The organism is Streptomyces sp. NPDC031418, from assembly GCF_055581605.1.
The window spans coordinates 1-22,146 of the sequence record NZ_JBVIJC010000018.1 but is presented as its reverse complement, the minus strand read 5'-3'; the positions used below and the strand labels follow the sequence as shown (position 1 = coordinate 22,146).

Here is a 22,146-nt window from a genome sequence, read left to right as displayed (position 1 = left end):
GTATCGGGGTCCGGCTCAGCCGAAGCGGCCGGAGATGTAGTCCTCCGTGGCCTGGACGGACGGGTTGGAGAAGATGCGCTCGGTGTCGTCGATCTCGATCAGACGGCCCGGCTGGCCGACCGCGGCCAGGTTGAAGAACGCCGTACGGTCCGAGACACGCGCCGCCTGCTGCATGTTGTGCGTCACGATGACGATCGTGAAGCGCTCCTTCAGCTCGCCGATCAGGTCCTCGATGGCGAGGGTGGAGATCGGGTCCAGGGCGGAGCAGGGCTCGTCCATCAGCAGGACCTTCGGCTCGACCGCGATCGCGCGGGCGATGCACAGACGCTGCTGCTGGCCGCCGGAGAGGCCGGAGCCCGGCTTGTTCAGGCGGTCCTTGACCTCGTTCCAGAGGTTCGCGCCCTTGAGCGACTTCTCGACGATGTCGTTCAGCTCGGACTTCTTGAAGTTGCCGTTGAGCCGCAGCCCGGCGGCCACGTTCTCGAAGATCGACATGGTGGGGAACGGGTTCGGGCGCTGGAAGACCATGCCCACCTCGCGCCGCACCGACACCGGGTCGACGCCCGTGCCGTAGAGGTCCTCGTCGTCCAGGAGCACCTTGCCCTCGACGCGGCCGCCCGGGGTGACCTCGTGCATCCGGTTGAGCGTGCGCAGGAACGTCGACTTGCCGCAGCCGGAGGGGCCGATGAACGCCGTCACCGAACGCGGCTCGACGGTCATCGAGATGTCCTCGATCGCCTTGTGGGAGCCGTAGTAGGCGGTCAGTCCGCTTACGTCGATTCGCTTGGCCATTACTACTTCACTTCCAGTCAGTCGCTGGCCGCGTCAGCGACCGGTCTTCGGGGCCTTCCAGCGGGCGATGCCGCGGGCCACCATGTTGAGGATCATCACGAAGGCGATCAGCGTGAGCGACGCCGCCCAGGCGCGGTCGTAGGCCGCGGTGGAGCCGGAGCTGTTGGCGTACTGCTGGTAGATGTACAGCGGCAGCGCCTGCTGGGCCCCGGAGAAGGGGTTGGCGTTGATGAAGGAGTTGCCCCACACCAGCAGCAGCACCGGCGCCGTCTCACCCGCGATACGGGCGATGGCCAGCATGATGCCGGTGGTGATGCCGCCGATGGAGGTCGGCAGGACCACCTTCAGGATGGTGCGCCACTTCGGCACACCGAGCGCCAGGGACGCCTCACGCAGCTCGTTCGGGACGAGCTTCAGCATCTCCTCCGTGGAGCGGACCACGACCGGCATCATCAGGATGGCCAGGGCCAGCGAGCCGGCGAAGCCGAACGGCTGCATCTGGAACATCAGCATGATGCTGAGGATGAACAGACCCGCGACGATCGACGGGATGCCCGTCATCACGTCGACGAAGAAGGTGACCGCACGGGCGAGCTTGCCGCGGCCGTACTCCACCAGGTAGATCGCCGTGAGCACACCGATCGGGGCGCCGATCAGGGTGGCGAGACCCACCTGCTCCAGGCTGCCGAGGATGGCGTGGTAGATGCCGCCGCCCGGCTCGGAGTCGGCGACGACGCCCATGGAGTGGGAGAGGAAGTAGAAGTCGAGGACCTTCACACCGCGCTTGACGGTGGTCCAGATCAGCGAGACCAGCGGGATGACCGCGAGCAGGAAGGCGACCCAGACCAGCGCGGTGGCGATCCGGTCCTTGGCCTGCCGGCGGCCCTCGACGCGGGTGGCGATGACGAACGTGCCGAGCAGGAAGAGGAGCGCGGCGATCAGACCCCACTCCACCTTGCTGTGCAGTCCGGCGGCGAGGCCGATGCCCACCGCGACGGCGACGGAGCCGGCGGCGATCGCCCACGGCGACCACTTCGGCAGACGCGCGCTGCGCAGGCTGCCGGGCAGCTTGTCGGTGACGGCTGCGGTGCTCATGCGTTGGCCCCCGAGTACTCCTTGCGGCGGGCGATGATCGCGCGGGCCGCGCCGTTGACCAGCAGGGTGATGACGAACAGCACCAGACCGGAGGCGATGAGCGCATCCCGGCCGTCCTGCGTCGCCTCGCCGAACTTGCTGGCGATGTTCTGGGCGAAGGTGCCGCCGCCCGGGTCGAGCAGGCTGCTCTGGATGTCGAAGGTCGGCGAGAGCACGGTGGCCACGGCCATCGTCTCGCCGAGGGCGCGGCCGAGGCCGAGCATGGAGGCGGAGATCACGCCGGAGCGGCCGAAGGGCAGGACGGCCATCCGGATCACCTCCCAGCGGGTGGCGCCGAGGGCCAGGGCGGCCTCCTCGTGCATCCGCGGGACCTGCCGGAAGACCTCGCGGCTGACGTTGGTGATGATCGGCAGGATCATGATCGCGAGCAGCACGCCGACGGTGAGCATCGAGCGGGGCGCGCCGCCCTGCCAGGAGAAGATGCCCGTCCAGCCGAGGTAGTCGTTCAGCCAGCCGTACAGCCCGGTCATGTGCGGGACGAGGATCAGGGCGCCCCACAGGCCGTACACGATGGACGGTACGGCGGCGAGCAGGTCGATGACGTACGCGATGGCGCCGCTCAGCCGGCGCGGGGCGTAGTGGGTGAGGAACAGCGCGATGGCGACCGCGACCGGCACGGCCAGGACCATGGCGATGACCGAGGAGACCACGGTGCCGAAGACCAGCACCGCGATGCCGAAGACCGGCGGCACGGTGTTGGTGTTCCACTCGAAGGTGGTCAGGAAGTTGCCGTGGTCCTTGCTGATCGCGAGCGAGGCACGGTAGGTGAGGAAGACCGCGATCGCGGCCATGACCACCAGCAGCAGGATGCCGGAGCCGCGGGACAGCCCGAGAAAGATGCGGTCACCGGGGCGGGTCGCGCCACGGGCGGCGAGCTTGTTCTCGGTCGCGGCCGGCTGGGGGATGGGGGGAGGTGCGTCGGTTGTCTTCGTCGTCGATATGTCCATCGGGATCTCCGGTCTGCGGAGCCGCTCACCTTCGGTGGGCGGCTCCTGGCGGCGGTGCACCGGACGGTGCGGCCCGGCCCGCGGAAAGGCCGTGGGAACCGGGCCGCACTCTCGGATCAGGTCAGCTCAGGCCCGCGATGGTGGAGCGGACCTTGCCGATGATCGCGTCGGGCATCGGCGCGTAGCTGATGCCGCTGAGGATCTTCTGGCCGTCCTCGGAAGCCATGTAGTTGAGGAAGGACTTCACGGTCGGCAGGGTGTCGGCCTTGTTGCCCTTGTCGCAGACGATCTCGTACGTCACCAGGGTGATCGGGTACGCGCCCTCGGCCTTGGTGGTGTAGTTGAGCTTCAGCGACAGGTCCTTGCCGGTGCCGACGACCTTGGCGTCCGCGATGGCCTTGGTGGCGCTGTCGGTGGTGGGGGCGACCGGCTGGGCGGCACCCGTGGCGATGCTGACCGCCTTGAGGCCGTCACCGACGTAGGACAGCTCGAAGTAGCCGATGGCGCCGTTGGTCTGCTTGACCTGCTGGGCCACACCGGAGGACTGCGCGGCGGACTGGCCGCCCTGGGCCTGCCAGGTCTTGCCGCCCGAGTACTTCCAGTTCTCCGGGGTGGCGGCCTTCAGGTACTTGGTGAAGTTGTCCGTGGTGCCGGAGTCGTCCGAGCGGTGGAAGGCCTGGATCTTCAGGTCGGGGAGCTTCGCCTTCGGGTTCAGCTTCGCGATCGCCGCGTCGTTCCAGTTGGTGATCTTGCCGTCGAAGATCTTCGCCAGGGTCGGGGCGTCGAGGACCAGGTTGTCCACGCCGTTCAGGTTGTAGCCGATCGCGATCGGGCCGCCGACCATCGGCAGGTCGATGCCCTGACCGCCGGAGCAGACCTTCTTGGAGGCGGCGACCTCTTCGGGCTTCAGCGCGGAGTCGGAGCCGGCCCACGGGATCTGGCCCTGGGTGAACGCGGTCACACCGGCGCCGGAGCCGCCCGCCTTGTAGTTGATCTGCACACCACAGGCCTGGGAGAAGTTCTTGACCCAGGCGTCGATCGCGTTCTTCTGCGCGGAAGAGCCGTCCGAGAGCAGCTGCCCCTTGGCACCGTCGCACTTGATCGAGCCGGCCGCGGGGGCGGACGAGTTACCGCCCGTCGAGCCGCTCTTGCCGGTGTCGTCGGAGCCGCACGCCGTCAGGGCCAGGGCGCCGGTGACGGCGACAGCACCGAGGGAAAGGGCCCGCAGCCGGTTCTTGCGCTGAAGCTTCACTTTTCGGGAGTTCCTTCCAGGAGCCGCCGCTGTCGGCGGCGCGCAAAGTCAGGTGACGGGAGCGCGCTTACGGCCGCACTCCTCATCCGGTACGGCCGAAATTAGGCAGAACAGGTGAAGCCGCCGATGGCCGGAAGTGAACGGGGAGTGAACCCCTGCCATCGGCCCGGTGAGGTCACGGAATGCTTACGGGGAGGGCACGTGGAGGTTCCGACGAGCGGGTTACACGCACGCGTATTCGATGCTCTTCACCCCTCCGGGGGAACCCCGCCGCCCGGGACGCCGTCTCGTTCCAGGAGAGCCGAGGAAAGGCGACGGACACCATGGGCATGGAACGGCGGACGTTCATATCCGGCGGCGCGGCCGCGCTGGCGACAGCCACCCTCGCCGGGTGCGGCACCGGCGGACCAGCCGCCGGTTCCACGGCGCTCAACACATCGTCCACAGTCTCGCGTACGTCACTGAAGACCACCAGCGCGAGCGCCGCCGCGAACTGGGCGGCCCTCGCCCGGGACCTGGACGGCACCCTGGTCCGCCCCGGCGACACCACCTGGAAGACCGCCCACCAGCTGTACAACACCCGCTTCGACGGCCTGAAGCCGGCCGCGGTCGCCTACGTCGCGCACGCCGACGACATCCGGACGACCCTGGCGTACGCCAAGGCCCACCACATCCGGGTGGCGATCCGCAACGGCGGCCACTCCTACGCCGGCTACTCCTCCGGCGACAACCGCCTCATCCTCGACGTCTCCCGGCTGAACCGGATACGGGTGAGCGGCGGGCAGGCGGTGGTCGGCGCCGGCTCCAAGCTGATCGACGTCTACCGCGGGCTGGGCGCCAAGGGCGTGACCATACCCGCGGGCTCCTGCCCCACGGTCGGCGTCTCCGGCCTGGTCCTGGGCGGCGGCCACGGCGTCGTCTCCCGCGCCTACGGCCTGACCTGCGACAGCCTCACCCAGGCGACCCTGATCACGGCCGACGGCACGCAGATCACCGCGAACGCGTCGACCCACTCCGACCTCTTCTGGGCGCTGCGCGGCGCGGGCAACGGCAACTTCGGCGTCGTCACCGAGCTCCAGTTCAAGACCCACCCGGCCCCGCAGGCGGTGACCGCGTACCTCACCTGGCCCTGGGCCAAGGCCGCCGCCGTGCTGAAGGCCTGGCAGGAGTGGGGCCCGAGCCAGCCGGACGAGATCTGGTCCGCCCTGCACCTGTCCTGCGCGCCGGGACACACCCCGACGATCTCCGTCTCCTGCTTCTCCCTCGGCACCTACGGCGAGCTCCAGAACGCCGTGGACCGCCTCGCCCACCTGGCCGGCGCCGACGCCTCCTCCGTCTCCCTGCACCGCCGCGGCTACGAGCAGGCCATGGAGGTCTACGCCGGCTGCTCCTCCTTCTCCACCCCGGCCCAGTGCCACCTCCCGGGCTCCACCCCGGGCCGCTCCCCGCAGGGCGCGCTCGGCCGCGAGACCTACGCGGCCCGCTCCGACTTCTTCGACCGCTCGCTGTCCGCGGCCGGCATCCAGACGGTGCTGAAGCAGATCGCCTCGGTGCGGGGCGGCGGGGGCAGCATCGCGTTCACGGCGCTCGGCGGCGCGGTCAACAGGGTCTCCCCGACGGCCACGGCGTTCGTCCACCGCCGCTCGCGGATGCTGGCGCAGTACATCGCGAGCTGGGGCGCGGCGTCCTCCGGCAGCACGGCCCAGTCCTGGCTGACCTCGGCCCACGCGGCGATGGCGCCGTACGCGTCCGGCGCGGCGTACCAGAACTACACGGACCCGACGCTGAAGGACTGGCGGCGCGCCTACTACGGGGACGCGGCGGCCCGCCTGGCCAAGGTGAAGCAGCAGTACGACCCGTCCCGCTTCTTCTCCTACGGCCAGAGCCTGTAACCCCTTCGGGGCCCGGCGGCGTACCCGGTCACGCCGCCAGGTCCCGCTCCTCGCGCTCCGCCGAGCGGCGCGCACCCGGAAGCACCGGCACCCCCGCCGCCGTACGCCGGCGCACCAGCCGGCCCAGCCGGGGCGACCGCTCCACCGCCCGCAGCACCGGTGTGAGCAGCGCGGTGGCCGGCGGGGACAGCAGCAGCACCACCGCCGTACCCAGCGCGAAGCCGCCGATGACGTCCGTCGGGTAGTGCACGCCCATGAAGACCCGGCAGAACCCCTCGAACAGCGCGAGCCCGATCCCGGCGAGGCCGAAGCGGCGGTGGGCGACGAACAGCCCCACCCCGAGCGCCATGGTGAGGGTCGCGTGGTCGCTGACGAAGGAGAAGTCGGTCTTGCCGGAGACCAGGACGTCCAGCCCCTGGTGGTCCCGGAACGGCCGGGGGCGCTCCACGAAACCCCGTATCGGGATGTTCACCAGCACCGCGATCGCGGCCGCGAGCGGCGCCCAGACCAGCGCGGCCAGCGAGGGCGCGGCCTCCTCGCCGCCCCGCCGCCGCACGGACCACCAGCACCACAGCACCAGCAGCACCATCGCGACCAACAGGCCGTACTCACCGACGAACGCCATGATCCGGTCGAACCAGTGCGGGGCGTCCTTGGCAAGACCATTGATGTCGTAGAGCAGGTCGACGTCGGGGTTCGATCCGGATTCGGCGAGTACAGCCATGGTGCTGTGGCCCCTTCGTCGGCTACCGGACGCACCTCGTGTGCGCCGCTTTCCCACCCCCGTGGTGTCGTAGATCCGCTTCCGCTGTACTGCGGTCCTGCCCGCACTGCCCGTACTGACGTCCGCTCGGCTACGTCAACAGGAACGCACAGCCACCATCAATACGTTCCACTCTCCACTGAATGATCACGCAGACGTTATCGAAGAGAGACTCGTCATCGCAGCTCAGGGGGTGACTTCACGCTCCGCTCAGACATGGGTGGGCAGTGCTTTCGCGCCATCCTCGGTGACCCGGGTGGCCCCGAAGTAGTCCGGGCTGTCGATCGGGTCGAAGCGGATCACCGCGCCGGTCCTCGGCGCGTCGATCATGTACCCGCCGCCCACATAGATCCCGACGTGGTGGATGGCCCGGGAGTCGCTCAGGTCGTTGGAGAAGAACACCAGGTCACCGGGGAGCAGCTGGTCCCGCGAGGGGTGCGGGCCCGCGTTGTACTGGTCGTTGGCGACCCGCGGCAGCGTGATCCCGACACTGGCGTACGACGCCTGCGTCAGCCCCGAGCAGTCGAACCGCCCGCCCTGCTCCGGCGTGCCCTCGCCACCCCACAGATACGGCGTGCCGAGCTTCTGCTGCGCGAACTCGATGGCTCCGGCGGCCTGTTGGGTGGGGTCGATACGGCTGGTGGGGGCGGCGAAGCTCTTGGCCAGGCTGTTGATCCGCTGGACGTAGTTCTGTGTCTCGCTGATGGCCGGAACCCCACCCGAGCGGATCACCCGGTAGGCACCGGCGTTGTAGGCGGCGAGCATGTTGTCGGAGACGTTCCCCGGCACGTCCTTCACGTACTTGGCGAGTTCGCAGTCGTACGACGCGGCCGACGGGATGGCGTCGGCCGGGTCCCAGATGTCCCTCTTGCCGTCCCCGTTGCCGTCGATGCCGTGCGTGGCCCAGGTGCTCGGGATGAACTGCGCGATGCCCCGGGCGTCGGCCGGGCTGACGACGGTCGGGTTCCAGCCACTCTCCTGGTACAGCTGGGCGGCGAGCAGCGCCGGGGTGAGCGCGGGGCACAGGTTCCCCCACTGCTGCACGAGCGACTTGTACGCGGCCGGCACGGCGCCCTTGGCCAGCCCCCGGCTGCCCGAGGTCACCCCGCCCAGGATGTTCCCGGCGACGACGTACACCCCCACGACCAGCAGCAGGACGAAGCTCAGCCCGAGCCCGACGGCCGCTCCACCGATCACCCATACCTTCCGCACGGGGTCAACTTTCCCCCATGTGGGTGCCGTTCACGACAATTTCGGGGTGATGTGGCGTCATTTCGCGCCCCGGGTGGGGCTGTACAGCCGAATCGGCGGTCGCTGACGATGGGTCAGGAGGCCGCGATCGCGTCCTTGTAGAGCTCCGCCGCCTCGCCGCCCAGCACCACGCTGTAGGAGGTGTCGGGGGTCGAGCCGCCCAGCTCATGGCCGCCGAGGACGCCGACGACCTGGTTGTCGCCGTTGATCCAGGGGCTGCCGCTGGTGCCGCTGGTGAAGCCGGGGCAGTCGATGCGCTGTTGGGTGCCGCTGTGCCGGGACGGCCGGTTGGTGCAGCCGATGGGCGTCTCGCGGACATCGGGGTAGCCGGTGACCGTCACCGCGGTGACCCCGGTCACCGTGCCGGGCGTGAACCGGTTGGCGCCGACCACCGACTCGACCCGCTTGCCGTGCAGCTCGGCCAGGGTCGCGAAGGCGAGGTCGCTGTCCTCGTCCTGGTCCTTGGCCCAGCCGTCGGGCACGAAGCGCCGCCGCACCTTCCACACCCCGTACGGCGCCTTCCCGTCCCGGTATCCGGGCACGAACACCAGGTCGCCGTCGACGCCGTCCACGCAGTGCGCCGCGGTGAGGATGAGGTCGCCCCGCGGGCTGTGCACCACCGAGGCGGTGCAGTAGTGGCCGCCGGCCAGCTTCTGGGCCCGGTCCGCGCCGAACAGCGCACCGATCCGCGCACTCTGCCCCGAGGCACCGACCTCCGCGGTGATCCCGAAGGGACCCGGCTCGTCGGCAGCCGCCACCGACGCCGAGGTCAGGGCAAGCGTCACCACGACACACAGCAGCGTGGGACGTGCGGTGATCCAGATGCGTGAGATGCGCTTCATCAGGCCCCACTCTGTCTCACGAAGGTGAGAATCCCGCTCCGACTTCACTGAGATTTTCCTGTGAACCCCCGTATTGCCGCCACCGCAGCACCGAAAACGCGTGCGAAGTGAGGTCGGAGCGGGGCGGGAAAACGACACAACGGAAGCAGAACGCGCCAGAAAGGGGCGGCACCGCTCAGAACGTGGTCGTCATGCCGCCGTCCACCGCGATGGTCTGCCCGGTGACGAAGGACGCCGCGTCGCTCGCCAGGAAGACGACGATGCCCGCGATCTCCTCCGGGCGGCCCCAGCGGCCCAGGGCGGTGCGGGTGCGCAGCCAGCGCCGCCAGTCCGGGTCCTCGGCCGGCTCGGCGTTGACCTCGGTGGCGAAGGTGCCCGGCGCGACCGCGTTGACCGTCGTACCGCCCGGCCCCAGATCGGCGGCGAGCGCCCGGGTCAGCCCGTCGAGGCCCGCCTTCGCGGTGGCGTAGCCGACATCACCCGTACGGCCCAACTGCCCGACCACCGAGGAGATGTTGATGATCCGGCCCGCCGCGCCCCGCGCGGCCAGCCCCCGCGCGACCGTCTGGCTCAGGGCGTACGCCGAGGTCAGATGCACATCGAGCAGCGCGCCCAGCTGCTCGGGCGTCATCTCGGCCACGCCCCTGCGGTCGCGGTGGCCGACGTTGTTGACCAGGATGTCTATGGCGCCGAGCGCGCTCACCGCCTCCTCGGCGGCCGGCCGGTCGGTGACGTCGAACGCGGCCGTGGCGATGTCGTACCCGGCGTCCGTCCGCAGCCCCGCCGCGACCGCCTCCAGCGCGGCCGGATCACGGCCGTTGAGGACGACGCGCGCACCGGCCCCGGCCAGCCCGCGGGCCATCTCCAGGCCGAGGCCGCGCACGGACCCGGTCACCAGGGCGGTCCGGCCGTCGAGCCGGAAGACCGGGCCGCCGGTGCCGTCCATGCCCTGCCGCCCTCCGTGTGCGGGGAAGATTCCGTCCCCGTCACCGTATCCGCTCGACCGCCCCACTGAACGCCCTGCCGTGTCCGGACGTACCCCTTATAAGCACCTCTGGGAGCGAGCACCCGGAAAGAGCTGGAAGAGGTGGTTCTGATGGCGCTCTCGGCACATACCGCTCGTACGGCACATACAGCCCGTACGGCACTCGGCGGCACCGCGGTGGCCTTCTCCGCCGCCCTCCTCCTGGCCGCCTGCGGAGGCGGCGGAGGCGGGGGCACCGGCGGCGGAGGCACCGGAGGTCCCGCGACGAGCCCGGGGACGGCGAGTTCGGGGACGGCGGGCTCGGGAACCCGGGTCACCGTCACCGAGACGGAGTACGCGCTGAAGCTGTCCCGGTCGTCCTTCACCCCGGGCACCTACACCTTCGTCTCCGACAACGCCGGCCACATCACCCACGCCCTGTCGATCGACGGGCCCGGCGTGGAGGACGCCCACACCAAGACCATCGCGGGCGGGCAGCACGCCACGCTCACGGTCACTCTGAAGAAGGGCACCTACGACCTGTACTGCCCGGTCGACGGCCACAAGCAGCTCGGCATGGACCAGCACATCACGGTCGGCTGACCGGCGCCGACGGCCAGGTCACCCCGGTCATCTCCTCCGACAGCGTCCACAGCCGGCGAGCGGCCGCCGGGTCGCTCGCCGCCGCGCTCCGGCCGACCAGGGTGGGCGCGCCGCGCATCTCGCCGAGGCCGCCGGGGCCGACGTACGCCGCTCCGGGCAGGTCCTGGGTCGCGGCGAAGAGCGTGGGCAGGGCGCCGGAGCGGTCGTCCTGCGCGAAGAGCCGGTTGCCGACCGCCATGGCCGCCCGCAGCAGGGGGTTGCCCGCGTGGCTCTGGAGGTTGGTCGCCGCGTACCCGGGGTGGGCGGCGAGGGCGCGCACGGCCGAACCGGACTCGGTCAGCCGGCGCTGCAACTCCAGGGTGAACAGCAGGTTGGCCAGCTTGGACTGGGCGTAGGCGCGGGTAGGCGAGTAACGGCCGGTGAGGTTGACGTCGGCGAAGTGGATCACGCCGTCGCCGCCGCGGTGCAGCCCGGAGGAGACGGTCACCACGCGGTCGGTGATGTGCGGCAGGAGCAGGTTGGTCAGTGCGAAGTGGCCGAGGTGGTTGGTGCCGAACTGCATCTCGAAGCCGTCCTTGGTGCGCAGCTCCGGCAGCATCATCACGCCCGCGTTGTTGATGAGCACATCCAGCGGGCGGTCCCAGCCGGCGGCGAACGCGCGCACCGAGTCCAGGTCGGCGAGGTCCAGCCGGCGCACCTCGGTGCTGCCGCCCGCCTGCGCCGCCGCGGCCCGGCCGCGCTCCGGGTCGCGCACGGCGAACACCACATGCGCCCCGGCCCGGGCCAGCGCCTGGGCGGTGGTGCGGCCGATGCCGCTGTTGGCGCCGGTGATCACGACCGTACGGCCGGTCAGGTCGGGCAGACGGTTCACGTTCCAGGTCTCGCGCTGTGCGCTCGTAGCAGCCATGAACCCAATGTAGACATCGCCAACAATGCAGTCAACGACAACAAAGCTGACGCTGACAACATTCGGTTACGATGGCCCACATGCCGCGCATCCGCCAGAGCCGCCCCTACCACCACGGAGACCTGCGCGCCGCCCTGCTCAGGAGCGCCGAGCGCACCCTGCGCGAGAAGGGGGCCGGCGCGCTCTCGCTGCGCGAGCTGGCCCGGGACACCGGCGTGAGCCACGCCGCCCCCGGCCGCCACTTCAAGGACAAGCAGGCCCTGCTGGACGCGCTCGCCCTGGACGGCTACGAGCGCCTGACCCAGGCCCTGGACGGCGCCGCCGCCCACCCCGGCCGCACCTTCGAACAGCGGATGACGGCCCTGGCCCGCGCCTACCTCGAGTTCGCCGTGGAGAACCCGGAACTGCTGGAGCTGATGTTCGCGCGCAAGCACCACCCGGACAGCTCCGACCGGCTCGCCGCGGCCGTCGACCGCTCCTTCGGCTCCCTGACCCGCACCTTCGCCGCCGCCCAGGAACAGGGCGAGCTGGTGCCGGGCGACCCCGAGCGCCTCACCCTGGTCGCCGCCGCGAGCCTGCACGGCCTCGCCGGGCTGATCGCCGCCTGCGCGCTGGACGCCGAGGAGGCGCTGGCCGGCCTGGACGACCACGTCCATCTGCTGCTGCACGGCCTCACGCCCCGCTGACCGACGCGACCCGCCCCTGGGCCCGCCCCTGTGCCCCCGCTGTGATCACGGTCAAGCGGCTGCCAGCGCACAGCCATCCCACCGCCATTGGCCGGTAATCGCCGGGCCTCCTTCAGTAACGCGAGAGTCAGAATTCCGAAAGCCGCTTGTTGTTGCGTACTCAACAAGCGAGTGTCGTGCGCGGGCCGCCGCCCCCACCGGTCACCCACCGGTGGTCCCCCCACCCGCAGGCCTCTGCCCACCACTTCCAGGAGGCTGTACGTTGCGTACGACCACCCCCAGCTCCCCCCACATATCCGGCAGATGGCGCCGGGCCGGCTCGGCCGTCGCGGCCACCGCCGCCCTGCTCGCCGCCGGCCTGGCCACCGCCGCCCATGCGGACGCCGCCACCACGGCCACCGCCACCGCCCCCAAGGTGACCTGGGCGGCCACCCCCTGCGCCACGCCCAAGCACCACGGCGACCTGGCCTGCAACTCCTTCCGGGTCACCGGCGGGGTGACCGCCTTCGAGAAGGCCCTGGCCCAGCGGACCGGCAAGGCCGCCAAGGCCACCCCGAAGGCCGCCGCCGCCAGCCCCACCGGGTACGGCCCCTCCGACCTCCAGGACGCCTACGGCCTGACCGACGCCGCCTCCGCCAACGGCTCCGGCGAGACCATCGCGATCGTCGACGCCTACGACGACCCGAACGCCGAGGCGGACCTCGCGAAGTACCGCTCGTACTACGGCCTTTCCTCCTGCACCACCGCCAACGGCTGCTTCACCAAGGTCGGCCAGACCGGCTCCACCACCTCCCTGCCCACCGCCGACTCCGGCTGGGCCCAGGAGGAGTCGCTCGACCTCGACATGGCCTCCGCCGTCTGCCCCAACTGCAACATCATGCTGGTCGAGGCCAAGTCCGCCTCCATGACCAACCTCGGCACCGCGGTGAACGAGGCGGTCAAGCTGGGCGCCACCTTCGTCTCCAACAGCTACGGCGGCTCCGAGTCCTCCTCCGACTCGACCTACGACTCCTCGTACTACAACCACCCGGGCGTGGCCATCACCGTCTCCGCGGGCGACGAGGGCTACGGCGCCGAGTACCCGGCCGCCTCCAAGTACGTCACCGCCGTCGGCGGCACCGCCCTGTCGACCTCGTCCACCTCCCGCGGCTGGACCGAGAAGGTGTGGAACACCAGCTCCACCGAGGGCACCGGCTCCGGCTGCTCCGCCTACGACGCCAAGCCCAGCTGGCAGACGGACACCGGCTGCGCCAAGCGCACCATCGCCGACGTGTCGGCGGTGGCCGACCCGGCGACCGGCGTCGCGGTCTACGACTCCTACGGCGTCACCGCCGGCTGGTACACCTTCGGCGGCACCAGCGCCAGCGCGCCGATCACCGCCGGCGTCTACGCCCTCGCCGGCACCCCCAGCAGTGGCAGCTACCCGGCCGAGTTCCCCTACGCGGCCGCCGGCACCTCCGCCCTGAACGACGTCACCAGCGGCAGCAACGGCAGCTGCTCCGCCGGCGCGAGCTACCTGTGCACCGCCCGGTCCGGCTACGACGGCCCGACCGGCTGGGGCACCCCCGAGGGCACGGACGCCTTCACGGGCTGACCAGGCTCGACAGGTCCACCCCGTCGGGTCACGGGGAGCCGCCAGTGCGAGGGGGACGTGGGGTCCCCTCGGCGGCACGGAAAGGAAGACGGGTCACGGCAACCGGCCGTGACCCGTTTTCCCTGTTCTGACCGGTGCCTGACGTACCGTGAGAACATCTTCGGTAAAGGGGGACAACGACGGAACCCACGGCAGGTTCCGATCTGACCTCGTTGCCCGGGGTGACCTGCCGTGATACACAGAGTGACCGTACGAGCTATTCGTACGAAACCCGTCAGTCAATGACGTCAAGTCGACATACGAAGGCGACGTTGTCGGCGAGAATGAGGCCCGACCTCTGCACACCCGCAGGGGCGTTCGCGGAACTACCCACCAGGGGCGGTGACTTACATGCTCTTTGCGGCCGACAAGGGAGACATCAACACCATCATCGGCGGGATCGCCCCGAACTGGGGCCCCTTCGGCAGCCTGGGCAACGAGGCGAAGGTGATGATCGAGGTGGTCATGGCCGTGGCCATCCTCCTCTGCCTGGGCATCGCGGTCTGGGGCGCGGCCAAACAGCGCATCGGCGCCACGGCCCTGCGGGACACCTTCAGCGCGGAACAGGGCAAGGGCCTGATCATCGCCGGCCTCACCGGAGTCTTCATCATCGGCTCCCTCGGCACACTGTTCACCATCGTCTACGGCATGGCGGTCTGAGCCCTCCCCCTCTCCCTCCCCACCCACCCGTCGTGCCCACCGGCTGAGGTTGCGTTTCCCTGATGTCGAGTCACCACACCGCGCCCGCGCGGGAACCAGCACGGCTACCGTCGTATATCCACGAGGCGGAGGGGGCACGCACGGCATGAGTCCCATGAATCCCGGCGACGACCAGCCGTACCACGACCACACCGACACGGGCCACACCCGCACCCGCCTACCGGACAACGACCCCTACGGCGGCGCCCCCCGCCGCCCCACCCGCAGCTCCTCGAAAAGCCTGGTGACGGTCGTCGGCGTGGTGGTCCTCCTGATCGCAGCAATCGCATTCGCGAACCGGGGAGACGATTCACCAGCCGACAGCCCATCCGGAAAGGGCGCCCAGCCCCAGGCAACGGCCACCGCCCCGTCCGGCACCCGCCCGGTGGACACGAAAACCGCCGGCATCCCCTCGGGCTTCGCCCATACGGAGCAGGGAGCGCAGAGCGCGGCGGCAAACTACGCGGTGGCGATGGGATCGGCCGACATGTTCGACATGACGAAGCGGCACGCGATCGTCGACACGGTCTACACGCCCGACGTCGCCGCTTCCCGGCAGTCTGAGTTGGACCGCGTGTACGCCAGCCAGGAGTTCCTCTCCAACATCGGCCTCACGAAGGACGGCACCGCACCACCGGGCCAGACCTTCGTCTCCCGGGTCATTCCTGTCGGTACGAAGGTCACGGCGTCAACGACGGACACCGCCACGGTGGAGGTCTGGTACACGTCGCTGTTCGGCCTGTCGGGCACATCATCGACCAACCCCGTGACCGAGAGCTGGTTCACCAACACCTTCGAGCTGAAATGGGTCAGCAACGACTGGAAGGTCACCGACTTCCAGCAAAAGGACGGGCCCGTCCCCGTAGGCCGTGATCAGAGAGCTTCCACCGCCGACGACATGACGAAGGCCGTAGAGGAGTACGGAGGGTTCACGTATGCCCGGTAGCCCGCAACGTGCGCTGAAGCTCGCCGGAGTCGTGGCAGCCGTGCAGACCACGGCCGTGCTGCTGGCCACGCGCGCCTTCGCCGCACCCACGCCCACCCCCACGGGCAGCCCGTCGCCCTCGCCGTCGGCCAAATACCACTGCGACGTGATCCGCGGACCCGCCAAGAAGTACTGCGAACGCGGCAACGCAACCAGCGGATCTGCCGTTCCCAACGTCCCGGACACCTCCACCCAGGACCCCCTCTCCTCCCTCGCCAAAGGCTGCGCCCAAGCCGCCTCCTGGACGGTGGACAAGCTGAGCAAGGCCGTGAAGGACACCGCCACCGTCGACTTCACCAATCAGAAGTTCCTCCAGCAGTACGCCATCGTCTTCGCCGCCTCCACCATCCTCACCCTCGTCCTCTGGCTCCTCGCCGTCGCCAAGCGAGCCGTCCGCGGCGTCCCCCTCACCACCGCCATCTCCGAAGCCGTCGGCTTCCTCTGGCTCACCGTGCTGGCCTCCGCCTTCACCCCCCTGATCCTCTACACCGTCGTCTCCGCCACCGACAGCGTCACCGACGTCCTCGCCAAAGCCACCGGCGACCAGGCCGACACCTTCTTCGGCACCTTCTCCGGCGCCCTCGCCAAAGGCAACGACATCGGCGGCGGCCCCATCATGCTGATCGTCGTCTCCCTCGTCAGCATCCTCGCCGCCGGCGTCCTCTGGCTGGAGCTCGTCATCCGCGCCGCCCTGCTCTACGTCGGCGCCCTCCTCGGCACCGTCGTCTACGCCGGACTCGTCGACAAGAACCTCTGGGGACACGTCCGCCGCTGGGCCGGCATCATGATCGCCGTCATCCTGGTCAAGCCGGTCATCGTCATCGTCCTCGGCCTCGCCGGCGCCCTCTCCTCCGGCAACGGCCCCGACGCCTTCTCCGCCGTCGTCTCCGGCCTCGCCATCATCCTGCTCGCCATCTTCGCCAGCGCCGCCATCTACCGCTTCGTCCCCGGCTTCGGCGACGAGATCGCGTCCGGCCGCAACAACCGCATCATGCAGGGCGCCGAATCCAAGGCCGCCGCCGTCATCAGCTCCCCCGCCAGCCTCGTCGCCCAGGGCATCAAGACCCACAGCACCCGCGCCGACAGCAACGGCCCCGCCGGCACCGCAAGCAGCGCCCCCCGCCCCGCCAACCCCGCCACCGGCGGCGTCGCCGCCCACAGCAGCCGTACCCCCAGCACGGGCACCGGCGGAGCCGTCCCCTCCGCCACCCCCGCCCCCCGCGCACCCAGCCCGGTCAACACCCCGCACGCCAGCAACACCCGCAACAACCGCACAGGAGGTGAAGGGCGTTGACGACCGAGTCCCACCTGTCGTCCCACCCGATCACGCCCCGCCGTACCTATCTCATCGGCCGCGCCCGGCCGAACGCGATCATCGGCCGGAACCGCGAGTCCGGCGAGATCGCGCTCATCGTCATCGGCGCGTTCCTCGGCATGATGTGCGGCCTCCTCGTCCCGGTCCTGTCCCTGCGCATCGTGCTGCTGACCGGCTTCCCCCTGCTCGCGCTCGCCGCCGTCTACGTGCCGTACAAGCGCCGCACCTTCTACAAGTGGTTCGAGATCAACCGCAGCTACAAGCGCACCCTGAAGCGCGGCGCCGCCGTCTACCGCTCCAGCGCCATGGAGGCCGGCACCCGCCTCGACGGCCACGAGATCGAGATCGGCCCGCCCCCCGGCATCGGCCGCATCACCTGGCTCGCCGCCCCCTTCGGCCCCGACGAGATCGCCGTACTCCTGCACGCCGACCGCAAGACCGTCACCGCCGCCATCGAGATCGAGGGCCCCGGCGTCGGCCTGCGCGACTCCGAGGACCAGGAAGCCCTCGTCGACCGCTTCGGCACCCTCCTCAAGCACGTGGCCAACGGCGACGGCTTCGTCACCCGCCTCCAGATGCTCGCCCGCACCCTCCCCGCCGACCCCGACGCCCATGCCAAGGACGTCGCCCAGCGCGGCGACGACCGCGCCCCGAGCTGGCTCCAGCAGTCCTACGACCAGCTCCAGTCCATGGTCTCCACCAGCAGCGAGCAGCACCGCGCCTACCTCGTCGCCTGCATGCACTTCAACCGCGAACTCGCCGCCGAGGCCAACGCCATGGCCCGCGCCGTCCGCGCGCACGGCGGCAAGGTCGACCGGGACGCCGGACTCGCCGTCGTCATGGCCCGCGAGCTGACCGACATCTGCTCGCGCCTCCAGGAGGCCGACATCCGCGTCCGCCAGCCCCTCGGCCAGGGCCGGCTCGCCTCCCTCATCCACTCCATGTACGACCCCGACCACCCCATCGACCACATCCAGGCGATGACCCAGCGCAACGCCTGGCCGGCCGAACTGGACGCCACCGAACCCACCTTCCTCCAGGCCAAGACCCGCGAGTCCAGCACCCGCGCCCCCTGGTGCCACGCCACCGCCTGGGTGAAGGAATGGCCCATGACCCCCGTCGGCGTGAACTTCCTCGCGCCCCTGCTCGTCCACACCCCGGACGTCATCCGCACGGTCGCCGTGACCATGGACCTCGAACCCACCGAGATCGCCATCGAACGCATGCTGACCGAGAAGACCAACGACGTGGCCGAGGCCTCCCGCGCCGCCAAGATGAACCGCACCGTCGACCCGCGCGACATCGCCGCCCACAACCGGCTCGACCAGCGCGGCGAAGACCTCGCCAGCGGCGCGGCCGGCGTCAACCTGGTCGGCTACATCACCGTGTCCTCCCGCACCCCGGACGCCCTCGCCCGCGACAAGCGCACGATAAGGGCCTCCGCCGGCAAGTCGTACCTCAAGCTGGAGTGGTGCGACCGAGAGCACCACCGCGCCTTCGTGAACACACTTCCCTTCGCCACCGGCATCCGAAGGTAGGGGCTGATTCGCCGATGCGGGATCCGCTGTCCGTCCTCACCGACGCCTTCACGTCCTTCCTCTTCGGAAGGGTCGAGACGACCCGTCTCCCGGTCCGCACCTCCACGGGCCAGGCCCAGGCCGTCTATCTGCCCACCGCCGCCCCGGGCCTCGGCGACTCCGGCGTCATCATCGGCCGCGAGGTGTACTCCGGAAAGGGCTACATCTACGACCCCTTCCAGCTCTACGGCCAACAGCTCCCGGCACCGCACTGGCTCGTCCTCGGCGAGTCCGGCAACGGCAAGTCGGCCCTGGAGAAGACCTACGTCCTGCGCCAGCTGCGCTTCAAGGACCGCCAGGTCGTCGTCCTGGACGCCCAGGGCGAGGACGGCGTCGGCGAATGGAACCTGATCGCGCAGGAGCTGGGGATAACACCCATCCGCCTCGACCCGACGGCCGCCCTGAACCACGGCATCCGCCTCAACCCCCTCGACCCGTCGATCACCACCACCGGCCAGCTGGCCCTGCTCCGCACGATCATCGAGGTCGCGATGGGCCACGGCCTGGACGAACGCTCCGGCTTCGCCCTCAAGGTCGCCCACTCCTACGTCAACGAGACGATCGTCGACCGCCAGCCCGTCCTCTCCGACATCGTCGAGCAGCTACGACACCCCGAGCCCGAGTCCGCCGAGGCCATGAACGTCGCCATAGACGACGTACGGGCCTGGGGCCTGGACGTCGCCCTCGTCATCGACCGCCTGGTCGACGGCGACCTGCGCGGCATGTTCGACGGCCCCACCACGGTCGGCATCGACCTCGACGCCCCCCTCATCGTCTTCGACCTGTCCCACATCGACCGCAACTCCATCGCCATGCCCATCCTCATGGCGATCGTCGGCGTGTGGCTGGAACACACCTGGATCCGCCCCGACCGGAAGAAGCGCATCTTCCTGGTCGAGGAGGCCTGGCACATCATCAACAGCCCCTTCGTGGCCCAGCTGTTCCAGCGCCTGCTGAAGTTCGGCCGCCGCCTCGGACTCTCCTTCGTGGCGGTGGTCCACCATCTGTCCGACGTCGTCGACGGCGCGGCCGCCAAGGAGGCCGCGGCCATCCTGAAGATGGCCTCCACCAGGACGATCTACGCCCAGAAAGCCGACGAGGCGAGGGCGACCGGCCGCGTCCTCGGCCTGCCCCGCTGGGCCGTGGAGATCATCCCCACCCTCACCCCCGGCATCGCCGTCTGGGACGTCAACGGCAATGTCCAGGTCGTCAAACACCTGGTCACGGAGACCGAACGCCCCCTGGTCTTCACCGACCGCGCGATGACCGAGTCCTCCAGCGACCTCACCGCCGACGACGCCCTGCACGCCGCCGAACTGGAGGCCGAGCAGCGGGCCGCCGCCTTCGTGGAACAGCACCTGGGCGACTCCGAGTCGACGGTGGCGTAGGCGGGCAGGGCCAGGGAGACCCGGGGCAGGCCGGGGAAACAGGGGAGGAACACGGTGACACCCGACGAGCGCCGCGACCGGCACCACAGCGGCGGGCACCCAGGCGGCCGGGCCGGCGGCATCCCGGACGGCCTGCTGGTCGGCATACTCGCGTTCCTCCTCGGCATGACCGTGCTCGTGTGGACGGCCACGGGCCTGGCGTCCTTCTTCGCCCACGGCGACTGGCCCGACGGCGTCACCTTCACCCGCACCCCCCTGGCCATGCGCCACCTCATCGGCCACCCCCACGACCTCCCCGGCGCCTGGCCCGACACCCCCGCCGGCCGGCTCTCCGGCTGGGGGCTGTTCTGGGGCCTCTTCATCGCCCAGCTGATGATCCTCTTCGTCCTCACGGTCTTCGTGATGGGCGCGGTGGCCCGCTGGCGCACGGCCAGAGCCCGCACCCGCCAGTCCCAGAACCTCCGCTACGACGTCCCCGTGCCCCGCACAGAACCGGCACCCCAGCCCCAGCCCCAACCGCAGCCGCAGCCGCAGCCGCAGCCGCAAGCGACGGAAGCCGTCCCCCTGCCACAGCAGGAGCCGGAGAGGGATCCAGGGAAGGTCACCACGGCACCCGCCCCACCCGCTCCACCCACCCTCACGGCCGAACCAACCGTGCTGCTCTACGCCCCCAGGGAAGCCCGCCACACCCCCGCCGCTCAGGCCCTCCTCGACGCCGAGGGCCCCGCCCTCCTCGTCACCTCCAACCCCGCGCTCTGGCAGGACACCAAGGACGCCCGGGCCAAACTCGGCCCCAGCCTCCTCTACGACCCCACCCACCTCTGCGACACCCCGGCCCGGCTGCACTGGTCCCCGGTGACCGGCTGCGAGGACAAACAGACGGCCCTCCAGCGAGCGACCGCCCTGCTCGCGCCGGTGCAGCCCACCGCCAAGATCGACCAGATCCTCACGGACACGGCGATCACCCTGCTCCGCAGCTACCTGCACGCCGCCGCCCTGGAGAACCGCACGATCCGGCACGTCCACCGCTGGGCCCAGGGCACCCAGGTCCAGGACGCCGTCCGCACCCTGCGCACCCACCCCAAGGCCGCCCCGGGCGCCGCCGGCGAACTCGAGGCCGCGCTCACCGCACACCCCGAGCGCCGCGACATGGCCCACGAGCTGACCAGCCGCGCCCTGTCGGCCCTCTCCACGGTCAACGTCCGCGAGGCATGCACTCCAAACCGAACAGATGCGCTCGCCTTGGATTCCTTTGTCCACGAAGGGGGAACGCTCTATGTGGTGGGTGACTCCATCGAGGACCCGCGGACCCACCCGGGCGCGATGCCTCTTCTCACGGCCCTCGTCTCCAGCGTGGTCGAGCGCGGCCGGCGCATGGCCGAACGGTCATCCTCCGGTCGGCTCGACCCACCACTCACCCTGATCCTGGACGACATCGCGGCCGTGGCCCCCGTCCCCCAGCTCCCGGACCTCCTGGCCACGGGCGCCGACCAGGGCCTCCCCACCCTGGCCCTCCTCCGCTCCCCCGAACAAGCCCGCACCCGCTGGCCCCACCAGCACCTACCGGTCTAGGACGCGGCCATTCCGGCCTGGCCTGTCAGTAACACGACATATCGTGGTCCGCATGACCACACTTCCCGACCGCCCGCACACCGCACTGCTCGTCATCGACGTCCAGAACGGTGTGGTGGAGCACGCCGTCCGCCGTGCCGCCGTCATCAGCAACATCACGACCCTCATCGACAAGGCCCGCGCCGCCGGCTTCCCGGTGATCTGGGTGCAGCACCAGGACGAGGACCTGGTGCCCGGCACCGAGCGCTGGGAGTTCGTCCCGGAACTGAAGCGCCTGGACACCGAACCCCTGGTCGCCAAGGCCTACCGGGACTCCTTCGAGGACACCGTCCTTGAGTCGGCCCTTGCCGAGCGCGGAGTGGGCCGACTGCTCGTCACGGGCGCCATGACCGACTTCTGCATCCGCTCGACCCTGCACGGCGCCCTTGCACGGGGTTACGACACCACACTCGTCGCCGACGCCCACACCACGCAGGACCTCACCGAGTACGGCGCGCCGGCCGCGGAGCAGGTCATCGCCCACACGAACCTCTACTGGAGCGACCAGTCGGCACCGGGCCGCCGGGGCGGAATCATCAAGACGGCCGACGTGACCTTCTGAAAAGACCCTGAAATGCAGAAAACCCCCGCACCAAAGGTGCGGGGGTTTTCCCAATAATTGTTCGGCGGTGTCCTACTCTCCCACAGGGTCCCCCCTGCAGTACCATCGGCGCTGTGAGGCTTAGCTTCCGGGTTCGGAATGTAACCGGGCGTTTCCCTCACGCTATGACCACCGAAACACTATGAAACTGTCGAACAATGCCGCACCACCCTGAGCCGGGTGGGGCTGTTCGTGGTTTCAGAACCAACACAGTGGACGCGAGCAACTGAGGACAAGCCCTCGGCCTATTAGTACCGGTCACCTCCACCAGTTACCTGGCTTC

At 70.1% G+C, this 22,146-nt stretch carries 20 protein-coding genes and 1 rRNA gene; 11 read left to right on the top strand and 10 right to left on the bottom strand.

The window, feature by feature from the left end; translation table 11 throughout:
- Positions 1-15 precede the first annotated feature (15 nt).
- The 4 genes from pstB to pstS all read right to left on the bottom strand — a co-directional run bounded on the left by pstB (position 16) and on the right by pstS (position 4,146).
- Complete coding sequence (pstB, locus tag ACZ5CZ_RS25655; RefSeq protein WP_385845493.1) at positions 16-792, bottom strand: phosphate ABC transporter ATP-binding protein PstB; 777 nt, start codon at positions 790-792, stop codon at positions 16-18.
- A 33-nt stretch (positions 793-825) separates the two neighbouring features.
- Positions 826-1,887: a phosphate ABC transporter permease PstA gene (gene pstA / locus ACZ5CZ_RS25650; protein WP_385845491.1), complete on the bottom strand. Its 1,062-nt coding sequence runs from the start codon at positions 1,885-1,887 to the stop codon at positions 826-828.
- Positions 1,884-2,894 carry a phosphate ABC transporter permease subunit PstC gene (gene pstC / locus ACZ5CZ_RS25645; RefSeq protein ID WP_468946317.1) on the bottom strand — a complete coding sequence of 337 codons (1,011 nt, stop codon included), beginning with the start codon at positions 2,892-2,894 and terminating at the stop codon, positions 1,884-1,886. The genes pstA and pstC overlap by 4 nt, the downstream gene beginning before the upstream one ends.
- 121 nt (positions 2,895-3,015) lie before the next feature.
- A complete protein-coding gene (pstS, locus tag ACZ5CZ_RS25640; RefSeq protein WP_385845489.1) occupies positions 3,016-4,146 on the bottom strand; it encodes a phosphate ABC transporter substrate-binding protein PstS in 1,131 nt (376 codons plus the stop codon).
- Between the two features lie 329 nt (positions 4,147-4,475).
- Between pstS and ACZ5CZ_RS25635 the strand changes: the two genes are divergently transcribed.
- On the top strand, positions 4,476-6,038 hold the full coding sequence (locus ACZ5CZ_RS25635; RefSeq protein ID WP_385845488.1) for an FAD-binding oxidoreductase: 1,563 nt from the start codon (positions 4,476-4,478) through the stop codon (positions 6,036-6,038).
- A 28-nt stretch (positions 6,039-6,066) separates the two neighbouring features.
- Here ACZ5CZ_RS25635 and ACZ5CZ_RS25630 read toward each other — a convergent pair whose 3' ends face one another.
- The 4 genes from ACZ5CZ_RS25630 to ACZ5CZ_RS25615 form a co-directional block, all read right to left on the bottom strand.
- Entirely contained in the window at positions 6,067-6,762 is a 696-nt protein-coding gene (locus ACZ5CZ_RS25630; RefSeq protein ID WP_468946314.1) for a phosphatase PAP2 family protein, read from the bottom strand.
- Between the two features lie 249 nt (positions 6,763-7,011).
- On the bottom strand, positions 7,012-8,013 hold the full coding sequence (locus ACZ5CZ_RS25625; protein WP_385845485.1) for a bifunctional lytic transglycosylase/C40 family peptidase: 1,002 nt from the start codon (positions 8,011-8,013) through the stop codon (positions 7,012-7,014).
- A 113-nt stretch (positions 8,014-8,126) separates the two neighbouring features.
- The gene (locus ACZ5CZ_RS25620; protein WP_468946310.1) at positions 8,127-8,894 is read right to left on the bottom strand and encodes a trypsin-like serine peptidase; all 768 of its coding nucleotides are present in this window, start codon (positions 8,892-8,894) and stop codon (positions 8,127-8,129) included.
- 175 nt (positions 8,895-9,069) lie between these two features.
- A complete protein-coding gene (locus ACZ5CZ_RS25615) occupies positions 9,070-9,840 on the bottom strand; it encodes an SDR family oxidoreductase (protein ID WP_468946307.1) in 771 nt (256 codons plus the stop codon).
- Between the two features lie 150 nt (positions 9,841-9,990).
- Between ACZ5CZ_RS25615 and ACZ5CZ_RS25610 the strand changes: the two genes are divergently transcribed.
- A complete protein-coding gene (locus ACZ5CZ_RS25610) occupies positions 9,991-10,461 on the top strand; it encodes a plastocyanin/azurin family copper-binding protein (protein WP_385845482.1) in 471 nt (156 codons plus the stop codon).
- On the opposite strand, the gene ACZ5CZ_RS25605 is transcribed toward ACZ5CZ_RS25610, so the two are convergent.
- Positions 10,448-11,368, bottom strand: a complete 921-nt coding sequence (locus ACZ5CZ_RS25605; RefSeq protein ID WP_468946305.1) for an oxidoreductase — start codon at positions 11,366-11,368, stop codon at positions 10,448-10,450. The genes ACZ5CZ_RS25610 and ACZ5CZ_RS25605 overlap by 14 nt on opposite strands.
- 80 nt (positions 11,369-11,448) lie before the next feature.
- Here ACZ5CZ_RS25605 and ACZ5CZ_RS25600 point away from each other — a divergent pair, with 80 nt between their 5' ends.
- The 9 genes from ACZ5CZ_RS25600 to ACZ5CZ_RS25560 all read left to right on the top strand — a co-directional run bounded on the left by ACZ5CZ_RS25600 (position 11,449) and on the right by ACZ5CZ_RS25560 (position 21,824).
- Positions 11,449-12,054, top strand: coding sequence for a TetR/AcrR family transcriptional regulator (locus ACZ5CZ_RS25600; RefSeq protein ID WP_450790837.1), 606 nt, complete (start codon positions 11,449-11,451; stop codon positions 12,052-12,054).
- 262 nt (positions 12,055-12,316) lie between these two features.
- A complete protein-coding gene (locus tag ACZ5CZ_RS25595; protein WP_468946302.1) occupies positions 12,317-13,648 on the top strand; it encodes a S53 family peptidase in 1,332 nt (443 codons plus the stop codon).
- Positions 13,649-14,038: 390 nt separating this feature from the next.
- A complete protein-coding gene (locus tag ACZ5CZ_RS25590; protein WP_009189392.1) occupies positions 14,039-14,347 on the top strand; it encodes a hypothetical protein in 309 nt (102 codons plus the stop codon).
- A 154-nt stretch (positions 14,348-14,501) separates the two neighbouring features.
- On the top strand, positions 14,502-15,332 hold the full coding sequence (locus ACZ5CZ_RS25585; RefSeq protein ID WP_385845478.1) for a DUF8175 domain-containg protein: 831 nt from the start codon (positions 14,502-14,504) through the stop codon (positions 15,330-15,332).
- Positions 15,322-16,665, top strand: a complete 1,344-nt coding sequence (locus ACZ5CZ_RS25580) for a hypothetical protein (RefSeq protein ID WP_468946299.1) — start codon at positions 15,322-15,324, stop codon at positions 16,663-16,665. The genes ACZ5CZ_RS25585 and ACZ5CZ_RS25580 overlap by 11 nt, the downstream gene beginning before the upstream one ends.
- A complete protein-coding gene (locus ACZ5CZ_RS25575) occupies positions 16,662-18,224 on the top strand; it encodes an SCO6880 family protein (protein ID WP_385845476.1) in 1,563 nt (520 codons plus the stop codon). Before ACZ5CZ_RS25580 ends, ACZ5CZ_RS25575 begins: the two co-directional genes overlap by 4 nt.
- A gap of 14 nt (positions 18,225-18,238) precedes the next feature.
- Positions 18,239-19,651 (top strand): ATP-binding protein, encoded by a 1,413-nt coding sequence (locus ACZ5CZ_RS25570; RefSeq protein ID WP_385845474.1) that lies wholly within the window; start codon positions 18,239-18,241, stop codon positions 19,649-19,651.
- A gap of 54 nt (positions 19,652-19,705) precedes the next feature.
- Entirely contained in the window at positions 19,706-21,223 is a 1,518-nt protein-coding gene (locus ACZ5CZ_RS25565; protein ID WP_468946295.1) for a type IV secretory system conjugative DNA transfer family protein, read from the top strand.
- Between the two features lie 52 nt (positions 21,224-21,275).
- Positions 21,276-21,824: a cysteine hydrolase family protein gene (locus ACZ5CZ_RS25560; RefSeq protein WP_468946292.1), complete on the top strand. Its 549-nt coding sequence runs from the start codon at positions 21,276-21,278 to the stop codon at positions 21,822-21,824.
- Between the two features lie 59 nt (positions 21,825-21,883).
- Here ACZ5CZ_RS25560 and rrf read toward each other — a convergent pair.
- Positions 21,884-22,000: ribosomal RNA gene (gene rrf / locus ACZ5CZ_RS25555) — 5S ribosomal RNA — on the bottom strand.
- Positions 22,001-22,146 lie beyond the last annotated feature (146 nt).

Bases quoted from the DNA above. Each gene is read 5' to 3' on its own strand.
- pstB (WP_385845493.1), bottom strand. From the start codon at position 792: ATGGCCAAGCGAATCGACGTAAGCGGACTGACCGCCTACTACGGCTCC.
- pstA (WP_385845491.1), bottom strand. From the start codon at position 1,887: ATGAGCACCGCAGCCGTCACCGACAAGCTGCCCGGCAGCCTGCGCAGC.
- pstC (WP_468946317.1), bottom strand. From the start codon at position 2,894: ATGGACATATCGACGACGAAGACAACCGACGCACCTCCCCCCATCCCC.
- ACZ5CZ_RS25635 (WP_385845488.1), top strand. From the start codon at position 4,476: ATGGAACGGCGGACGTTCATATCCGGCGGCGCGGCCGCGCTGGCGACA.
- ACZ5CZ_RS25630 (WP_468946314.1), bottom strand. From the start codon at position 6,762: ATGGCTGTACTCGCCGAATCCGGATCGAACCCCGACGTCGACCTGCTC.
- ACZ5CZ_RS25620 (WP_468946310.1), bottom strand. From the start codon at position 8,894: ATGAAGCGCATCTCACGCATCTGGATCACCGCACGTCCCACGCTGCTG.
- ACZ5CZ_RS25615 (WP_468946307.1), bottom strand. From the start codon at position 9,840: ATGGACGGCACCGGCGGCCCGGTCTTCCGGCTCGACGGCCGGACCGCC.
- ACZ5CZ_RS25610 (WP_385845482.1), top strand. From the start codon at position 9,991: ATGGCGCTCTCGGCACATACCGCTCGTACGGCACATACAGCCCGTACG.
- ACZ5CZ_RS25605 (WP_468946305.1), bottom strand. From the start codon at position 11,368: ATGGCTGCTACGAGCGCACAGCGCGAGACCTGGAACGTGAACCGTCTG.
- ACZ5CZ_RS25600 (WP_450790837.1), top strand. From the start codon at position 11,449: ATGCCGCGCATCCGCCAGAGCCGCCCCTACCACCACGGAGACCTGCGC.
- ACZ5CZ_RS25590 (WP_009189392.1), top strand. From the start codon at position 14,039: ATGCTCTTTGCGGCCGACAAGGGAGACATCAACACCATCATCGGCGGG.
- ACZ5CZ_RS25585 (WP_385845478.1), top strand. From the start codon at position 14,502: ATGAATCCCGGCGACGACCAGCCGTACCACGACCACACCGACACGGGC.
- ACZ5CZ_RS25580 (WP_468946299.1), top strand. From the start codon at position 15,322: ATGCCCGGTAGCCCGCAACGTGCGCTGAAGCTCGCCGGAGTCGTGGCA.
- ACZ5CZ_RS25570 (WP_385845474.1), top strand. From the start codon at position 18,239: ATGCGGGATCCGCTGTCCGTCCTCACCGACGCCTTCACGTCCTTCCTC.
- ACZ5CZ_RS25560 (WP_468946292.1), top strand. From the start codon at position 21,276: ATGACCACACTTCCCGACCGCCCGCACACCGCACTGCTCGTCATCGAC.